A 7,194-nucleotide genomic window follows, 5' to 3' on the forward strand; every position below is an offset into this window, starting at 1 on the left:
CTTATTTTTGAACTTTAAATAAAATACACAAAGTGACTTTAATAAAATCGATTTCGGGAATAAGAGGAACAATTGGCGGAAAAGCGGGAGATGGGTTAACACCCGTTGATATAGTGAAATTTACCGCTGCTTTTGGCAGTTGGGTTGTACAAAAAACAAATAACAAAAGAATAGTTTTAGGTCGCGATGCCCGTATTTCTGGCGAAATGGTTAATAACTTGGTTGTCGGCACTTTGCAAGGATTGGGTATTGAGGTGATTGATTTAGGCTTATCTACAACGCCTACGGTTGAAATTGCCGTACCAGATGAAAACGCTGGCGGTGGAATTATTTTAACAGCCAGCCACAATCCAAAACAATGGAACGCCCTTAAACTTCTTAACGATAAAGGCGAGTTTATCAGCGATACAGATGGGATTGAAGTTTTAGAACTTGCGGAAAGTGCAAATTTCGAATTTGCAGAAGTTGACAAAATTGGCAAGGTTGTTCAAAACGATACCTATCTTCAAAAACACATTGATAAAGTTTTAGCATTACCCTTGGTTGATGTTGAGGCCATTAAAAATGCTGATTTTAAAGTCGTAATTGATTGTGTGAATTCTACCGGAGGGATATTCATCCCCGCTTTGTTAAAAGCTTTAGGCGTTACACGAGTTACCGAATTGTATTGTACACCAGATGGCCATTTTCCACACAACCCAGAGCCTTTGCCAGAGAATTTAACAGCCATTTCAAAAGAAGTACAGAAGCAAAATGCAGATCTAGGCATTGTGGTTGATCCCGATGTAGATCGCTTATGTTTTGTAAATGAAGATGGCAGTATGTTCGGAGAAGAATATACTTTAGTTGCTGTTGCGGATTATGTGTTGAAAAATACGCCAGGCAATACGGTGTCAAATTTATCATCTACCAGAGCTTTGCGCGATGTTACTGAAAAATCTGGATCAGAATATAACGCCTCGGCGGTAGGAGAGGTGAATGTGGTAAATAAAATGAAAGAAACCAATGCCATTATTGGCGGCGAGGGAAATGGTGGAATTATCTATCCAGAATCTCATTATGGTAGAGATGCCTTGGTTGGCATTGCTTTGTTTTTAACACATTTAGCAAAATTCGGAAAATCCATCTCTCTTTTAAGAAGTAGTTATCCTGCATACCATATATCGAAAAACAAAATTACCCTTACGCCAGAAATGGATATCGATAATTTATTAAAACAGGTAGAGGAGAAATATAAAAACCAGCCTTATAGTACGATAGATGGTTTAAAAATAGAATTTGATAAAACATGGGTACATTTGCGTCGTTCTAATACAGAGCCAATTATCCGAATTTATAGTGAAGCAGAAAATGAAACTGTTGCCGAGAGTTTGGCAAATAAAATCATTTCTGATATCAAAGAAATATTGAAACTGAATTAATTTCAGAAACTATAGGGTTTTGCTTTCAACATTTCAATTTTAACTATCCAAAATTTCAAATATTCATACAATGAAAAGGGTTTATTTAGATAATGCGGCTACCACACCATTAGATCCAGCTGTAATCGCCGAGATGACGAATGTTATGGAAAACTATTTTGGTAATCCATCTGCCATTCATGCGCTTGGTCGTGAAGTTAGAACCTTGGTGGAAAAGGCACGTAAAACGGTAGCCAATTTGCTAAATGCATCTCCATCCGAAATATTTTTTACTTCTGGTGGTACTGAAGCAGACAATACCGCTATTCGTTGTGGTATATCGGCTTATGGAATTAAGCATGCCATTACTTCAAAAATAGAGCACCATGCGGTTGAACATACACTCAACATGATGCTAAAAAATGGAGAGATCGATAAACTCAGTTTTGTAAATATCGACAAAAAGGGAAATGTTGATTTGGAGCATTTAGAATCTCTTTTGCAGAGTAACGAACGCAGTTTTGTTTCTTTAATGCACGCCAATAATGAATTGGGAACGCTAACCGATATGATTAAGGTTGGTGATATTTGCGAGAAGTACAATGCAATTTATCATGCAGATACCGTTCAAACGATGGGGCATTATCCACATAATGTACGCGAGCTTAAAGCACACTTTATCGTTTGTGCCGCACACAAGTTGCACGGCCCTAAAGGAGTTGGGTTTTTGTATGTAAATAGCAATATTAAAATACCACCGATGATTTACGGAGGCGCACAGGAACGCAATATGCGTGGTGGTACCGAAAATGTTTATGGTATTGTTGGTTTGGCAAAAGCCTTAGAAATTGCCTATGCCGAGATGGAACAGCACCAAAATCACATTCAAGGTTTAAAGAACTATTTAAAAGAACAACTGATCGCAGAAGTACCCGGAATCTCTTTCAATGGCGAAACTGCTACCGATAAAAGTCTTTACACCGTATTAAATGTTTCTTTCCCAGAAATGGATATGGCCGATATGTTGTTGTTCAATTTAGACATCAATGGCATTTGTGCATCAGGCGGAAGTGCTTGTTCATCAGGATCGAATATAGGTTCGCATGTTTTAAATGGAATCAACGCCGACCCAAATCGCCCTTCTGTTCGTTTCTCTTTTAGTAAATACACCACTAAAGAGGAATTGGATTATGTGATCGAGAAGGTGAAAATGGTTGTTAAGCAAAATGCTTTAGCCTAAAAAATATTTACTAACCAAATAGGAGAGTCTCGGTGCAAATCGAGACTTTTTTGTTTCCTTTAATGGCGGTTCTTCAATGCGTTTAAGTTAACTCAAGGTTTGGTGAGCCACCAAACATACCAACAATAACATTCTCAAAACAACTAACAAAAACAATATAATTTTTCACTTGTTCCATTAGTACATCAATTTACAATAACTATGGAAACCAATAAAGAAAAAGGAAAAGTTGTTGAGAACGACTTACTAAATAAGACTGCTGAAGATGTTAAAGAAGATAGAACTTTAGATGAAAATAAATCATCAAAGGTGACCACAAATCTCTTTAACAAAGACAAAGATCGCAAGAACAATTCTTTTGGTCCAGGGCACGAACCTGGTACAACTCCAGGATCAGCCATTTAACAATTTTACCAACAAAAATTATTAAATTTAAACCACGGCATTTGCTGTGGTTTTTTAGATTAATCTCAAATGGAAAGAAGAAATTTTATTAAAAATTCAGCTTTAGCAATGGCCTTGCTCTCGATGTACAAAACAGATGTTTTTGCGCAACAACAATCGTTAAGGGCATACAATTTTAAGGCGCTGCGCAATAATGTGGGTATTTTTACCGAGCAGGGTGGAACCATCGGCTGGTTAAATTCGTCGAGTGGTTTTGCTGTAATCGATTCACAGTTTCCAACCACGGCACCACATGTAATTGAAGAATTAAAAAAACTTAACGATAAGCCATTTAAATATTTAATCAACACCCATCATCATGGCGATCATACTGCAGGTAACATTTCATTTAAAGGTATAGCCGAAAAAGTTGTCGCACATCAAAACGCTTTGGTCAATCAAAAAAGAGGCGCAGAAAAGGCGAATAATTTAGATAAACAATTACTTCCAGATACCACTTTCGGAACAGGATGGAAAGCACCAGTTGGCGACGAAAAAATCAGCGCATACTATTATGGTTCTGGTCATACCAACGGAGATGCCGTTTACCATTTTGAAAACGCAAATATTGTGCATGTGGGCGATTTAGTATTCAACAGAAGATTTCCATATATCGACAGAGAAAATGGAGCACACATTGGCAATTGGATTACCGCTTTAGATAAAATAACCAATCAATTTGATAACGATACGCTATTTATTTGGGGCCACAGTCTAGATCCAGAAAAGGTGACCGGCAATAAAGCCGATATTAAAGCTTACCAAAATTATTTAAAAAGCTTAATGACATTCGTTGGCGGTGAAATTAAGTTGGGTAAAAGCAAAGAAGATATTTTAAAAGCAACTGAAATTCCTGGCGCACCAGAGTGGAAAGGTGATGGCATTCAAAGAAGTTTGACTGCTGCTTACGAAGAGTTGACAGGCGCATAAAATTTCAAAATTAATCTCAACCGTAGATATTTAGGCCTTCTAACCTAAAATCTGCGGTTTTTTTATGCATTAATTTCTCCAAATATTTTTTCAATTTATAAACATTCTATATTTCAGAAAAAAGAAACTGGAAGAGTCAAATCTCATATTGATAAAGCATTATCAACTATATTTGCCATATACTAAATCTCATCAGATATGGATGATTTTCTCGCAGCGCGATCTCAAATGGCCTTATCACTGGGCTTCCACATTATTTTTTCTTGTATTGGTATGGTTATGCCCTTTTTTATGGCGGTATCTCATTATAAATGGCTTAAAACAAACGATGAAGTTTATAAAAATGTAACCAAAGCTTGGAGTAAGGGAGTGGCTATCTTTTTTGCCACCGGAGCCGTATCAGGTACCATGCTGTCGTTCGAGCTTGGTTTGCTGTGGCCTAAATTCATGGAACACGCTGGCCCAATTTTCGGAATGCCATTTTCTTTAGAGGGAACCGCATTTTTTATTGAGGCCATTGCCTTAGGGTTCTTTCTGTACGGATGGAATAAGCTTAACAAGTGGTTTCATTGGTTTACCGGAATGGTGGTAGGCGTAAGCGGACTAGCTTCAGGAATTTTAGTGGTAGCCGCCAATTCTTGGATGAACAGTCCGGCAGGCTTTGATTTTGAAAATGGCAAATACCTCAATATCGATCCCATCCAAGCGATGTTAAACAAAGCATGGTTTTCTCAAGCCTTACACATGTGCTTAGCCGCTTTTACGGCCACCGGCTTCGCGGTAGCAGGCGTACACGCTCTAATGATTTTAAGAAATTCGAACAAAGCTTTTCATTTAAACGCCTTCAAAATTGCGGCAATCTTTGCCTGTATCGGTGCACTTTTACAACCCCTAAGCGGCGATATTTCTGCAAAAGATGTGGCCAAAAGGCAACCCGCTAAGCTTGCGGCTATGGAAGCGCTGTATAAAACGCAAAAGCCAGCACCGCTGCTTATTGGCGGCATTGTTAATGAGAAAGACAGTACCGTTAAAATGGCAATAGAAATTCCGGGGGCATTAAGTTTCCTGGCGCATGGCGATTTCAAATCAGAAGTGAAAGGAATGGATCAAATCCCTAAAAACGAACAACCACCCGTTGCCATAACCCATTACGCATTCCAAACTATGGTGGGGATAGGAACCTTACTTTTACTTATAGCCTTAATTTATTTTTTCACGCTGTTTAAAAAGAAACTCTTAACCGAAAAACGCTGGTTGCTTAAAATGTTCGTTTTAGCAATTCCGCTTGGTTACATCGCCCTAGAAGCAGGTTGGGTAGTAACAGAGGTTGGTAGGCAACCTTGGATAATTTACGGCATTATGCGCACCAAAGAGGCGGTTACGCCAATGCCGGGTATAGCTTATTCATTTTACATTTTCAGCACAATTTATGTATCTCTAAGTATAGTGGTAGCCTTTTTATTGTACCGGCAAATCAAAATGGTGCCGGTATTGTACAATAAATCAACAACTAACACCCCAAATCAATAACTATGGAATATGTAGTCATAACTTTTTTATGTTTGGGTATTTTGTTGTACTTCTTGCTAGGCGGTGCAGATTTTGGCGCAGGCATTATCGAACTTTTTACCTCAACAAAAAACAGGAGTAGAACAAGAAAAACAATGTACCAAGCCATTGGTCCAGTTTGGGAAGCCAACCACATGTGGCTCATCATTGCCATCGTAATTTTATTCGTAGGTTTTCCGCACATTTACACCACCATGTCCGTTTATCTGCATATTCCGCTGCTCATTATGCTTATCGGAATTATTGCTCGCGGTACCGCATTTGTTTTTCGCCATTACGATGCGATCAAAGATGATATGCAATGGCTCTACAATCGAATTTTTAGGTACTCTAGTTTCATTACGCCATTGTTTTTAGGTATTATAGCCGGCAGCCTAATTTCTGGTCACATCGATCCAAATGCAACAGATTTCCTTTCAGCCTACATTTACAGCTGGTTAAACTTGTTCTCCATCGCGGTAGGTTTGTTTACCGTAGCGCTCTGTGGTTTCCTTGCCGCCATTTATCTTATTGGCGAAACCGATGACCCGCACGACAAAAGGCGATTCATAAAAAAAGCAGAGTATATGAATATCGCTGCGGTGGTATTCGGTGCAATGGTTTTTATTGCCGCTCAATTTGATAAAATTCCATTAATTGATTGGGTTTTTAGAAATCCGATTGGCTTAACCGCAATCGTATTTGCCAGTATTTCCCTTATTTTATTGTGGTATTTACTCATTAAAGGCAAAACACAAATTTTGAGGCTTTTAGCAGGTTTTCAAGTCACCATGATATTGGTTGCCATCAGCTATGCCCACTTTCCAAATTTTATTCGCTTAAAAAATGGCGATGCAATTTCCCTTTTTGAAACGATCGGTCCAGCGAAAACAATTTACAGTTTGGGCTTGGCGCTCCTGCTGGGCAGTATTTTAATTTTGCCTTTTTTGGGTTATTTATTTTATAAATTCCAGAAGAAAGAGGAGTAAAATAGGTTGCAGATTAGAAATTTCATTTTTTTATTCTTTTGGAAAGCAATGGCAGTAGCATGATTGGTACCGATAGTCCCGCTATCGTTCCAATCTTTTTTGTTTCTTTTGTGCTGATCACTGTGGCTTCTACGGTAAGGTAACATACAGCTCTATTTGCCGATAGTACAACAAAAAAGGATTTTCACTTTATCGGGTTTAATTAACACCGTGCGGTGCTAAAAAGGAGCGTAGGCATACTTCAAGAACTCATTCGTTAAATTTCCAGTCATTTATTCTTTTGGAAAGCAGTGGCAGTAGCATGTTCGGTTCCGATAGTCCCGCTATCGTTCCAATCTTTTTTGTTTCTTTTGTGCTAATCACTGTGGCTTCTACGGTAAGGTAACATACAGCTCTATTTGCCGACAGTACAACAAAAAAGGATTTTCACTTCATCGGGTTTAATTAACACCCTGCGGTGCTGGAAGTTAGGCTGATCAAAACTAATATGTAGTGTAAAAAAAAGAGCATCTGTTTTACACTGCCCCCAAAAAGTTAGACACTATTTGGGGGCATTTTTATGGTTAAATACAAAAAACACAAGGCCGAATTTAAACTGAAGCTGGTTAGAGAGCATCAACGTGGGAAATCGGTCAACGGATTA

The 7,194-nt window shown here is 38.4% G+C and carries 6 protein-coding genes; all 6 read left to right on the forward strand.

Annotated features, from left to right (window positions below; translation table 11 throughout):
- Window positions 1-32: 32 nt before the first annotated feature.
- The 6 genes from glmM to DHW03_RS17990 all read left to right on the forward strand — a co-directional run bounded on the left by glmM (window position 33) and on the right by DHW03_RS17990 (window position 6,551).
- Window positions 33-1,421: a phosphoglucosamine mutase gene (gene glmM, locus DHW03_RS17965; RefSeq protein WP_109927203.1), complete on the forward strand. Its 1,389-nt coding sequence runs from the start codon at window positions 33-35 to the stop codon at window positions 1,419-1,421.
- A 70-nt stretch (window positions 1,422-1,491) separates the two neighbouring features.
- Window positions 1,492-2,640, forward strand: coding sequence for a cysteine desulfurase family protein (locus tag DHW03_RS17970; protein WP_109927204.1), 1,149 nt, complete (start codon window positions 1,492-1,494; stop codon window positions 2,638-2,640).
- A 201-nt stretch (window positions 2,641-2,841) separates the two neighbouring features.
- A complete protein-coding gene (locus tag DHW03_RS17975; RefSeq protein WP_109927205.1) occupies window positions 2,842-3,045 on the forward strand; it encodes a hypothetical protein in 204 nt (67 codons plus the stop codon).
- Between the two features lie 69 nt (window positions 3,046-3,114).
- Window positions 3,115-4,014: an MBL fold metallo-hydrolase gene (locus DHW03_RS17980; RefSeq protein WP_109927206.1), complete on the forward strand. Its 900-nt coding sequence runs from the start codon at window positions 3,115-3,117 to the stop codon at window positions 4,012-4,014.
- 198 nt (window positions 4,015-4,212) lie between these two features.
- Window positions 4,213-5,544 carry a cytochrome ubiquinol oxidase subunit I gene (locus DHW03_RS17985; RefSeq protein WP_109927207.1) on the forward strand — a complete coding sequence of 444 codons (1,332 nt, stop codon included), beginning with the start codon at window positions 4,213-4,215 and terminating at the stop codon, window positions 5,542-5,544.
- Between the two features lie 2 nt (window positions 5,545-5,546).
- Window positions 5,547-6,551, forward strand: a complete 1,005-nt coding sequence (locus DHW03_RS17990; RefSeq protein WP_109927208.1) for a cytochrome d ubiquinol oxidase subunit II — start codon at window positions 5,547-5,549, stop codon at window positions 6,549-6,551.
- Window positions 6,552-7,194 lie beyond the last annotated feature (643 nt).

This window comes from Pedobacter yonginensis, from assembly GCF_003173595.1.
Taxonomy (GTDB): Bacteria; Bacteroidota; Bacteroidia; order Sphingobacteriales; family Sphingobacteriaceae; genus Pedobacter; species Pedobacter yonginense.